Origin of the sequence: Catellatospora bangladeshensis (genome assembly GCF_016862575.1) — a bacterium.
Lineage (GTDB): Bacteria > Actinomycetota > Actinomycetes > Mycobacteriales > Micromonosporaceae > Catellatospora > Catellatospora bangladeshensis.
This window is the reverse complement of the sequence record NZ_BONF01000103.1, coordinates 1-988: the sequence shown is the minus strand read 5'-3', so window position 1 is coordinate 988 and position 988 is coordinate 1. Positions and strand designations below refer to the sequence as shown.

1 protein-coding gene is annotated in these 988 nt (G+C 67.2%); it reads left to right on the top strand.

Going from position 1 to position 988, the window contains the following annotated elements; genetic code table 11:
* Positions 1-114 precede the first annotated feature (114 nt).
* Positions 115-966, top strand: coding sequence for an IS5 family transposase (locus Cba03nite_RS39420; RefSeq protein WP_203757695.1), 852 nt, complete (start codon positions 115-117; stop codon positions 964-966).
* Positions 967-988: the final 22 nt, after the last annotated feature.

The window sequence follows — 988 nt, the reverse complement described above, 5'->3', positions numbered from 1 at the left end:
GAGCGACCGGCATTAGGTTCGGACCTGGACAGAGTCCCGGTCGTGGGTAGCAAACAGGCACGGGATTCATCGATCATTGGAGTTCTCTAGGCTTCAACGATCACCAGGAGTCCCGTGCCTGCGCTGCCATCATCGCTTCTTACCCCGATCTGGGTCCAGTTCGCCGCACTGCTGCCCGCCCGACCCGAGTACGACCCGGCCCACCCGCTGGGCTGCCACCGCCGGCGCATCCCCGACCGGGTGGTGTTCGAACACGTCATCAACGCCCTGGTCCACGGCTCCGGCTACGAACGCATCGCCACCGCCGGCTGCTCCGACCGCACCATCCGCCGACGCCGCAAAGCCTGGGCCGATGCCGGACTCAGCCAGCAACTACACGCCCTGGCCCTGGCCGCCCACGACCACATGATCGGCTTGGACCTGCACGACCTGGCAGTCGACGGCGCCCTCACCAAAGCCCCCTGCGGCGGCCAGCGCGCCGGACGCTCACCAGTCGACCGCGGCAAAGGCGGACTCAAGCGCTCCACCACCGTCGACGCCACCGGCATACCCCTGGCAGTGATCTCCGCCCCCGCCAACCGCAACGACAACGCCCTGCTGGAAGCAAGCCTCGACACCGCCGTCACACAGACCGGCCCCATACCCGAACACGTCACCGTGCACCTGGACCGCGCCTACGACAACACCCCCACCCGACAGCGCCTGACCGACCGGGGTCTGCACGGCCAGATCGCCCGCAAAGGCGTACCCGCCCCGATACAGGTCGGCAGACGCTGGGTGGTGGAACGAACCAACTCCTGGATGAACGACTACGGCAAGATCCGCCGCTGCACCGAACGCGATGCGGCAGTCGTGGACTTCTACCTCTACCTCGCAGCAGCCCTGATCACCACACGCCAACTCATCCGACGAGCACGCCCCCACTACCGCTGGGACGGCCGCCCCACCACCCGACGTCTCAAGTAACCCGCCAAATGCCGGTCACTCT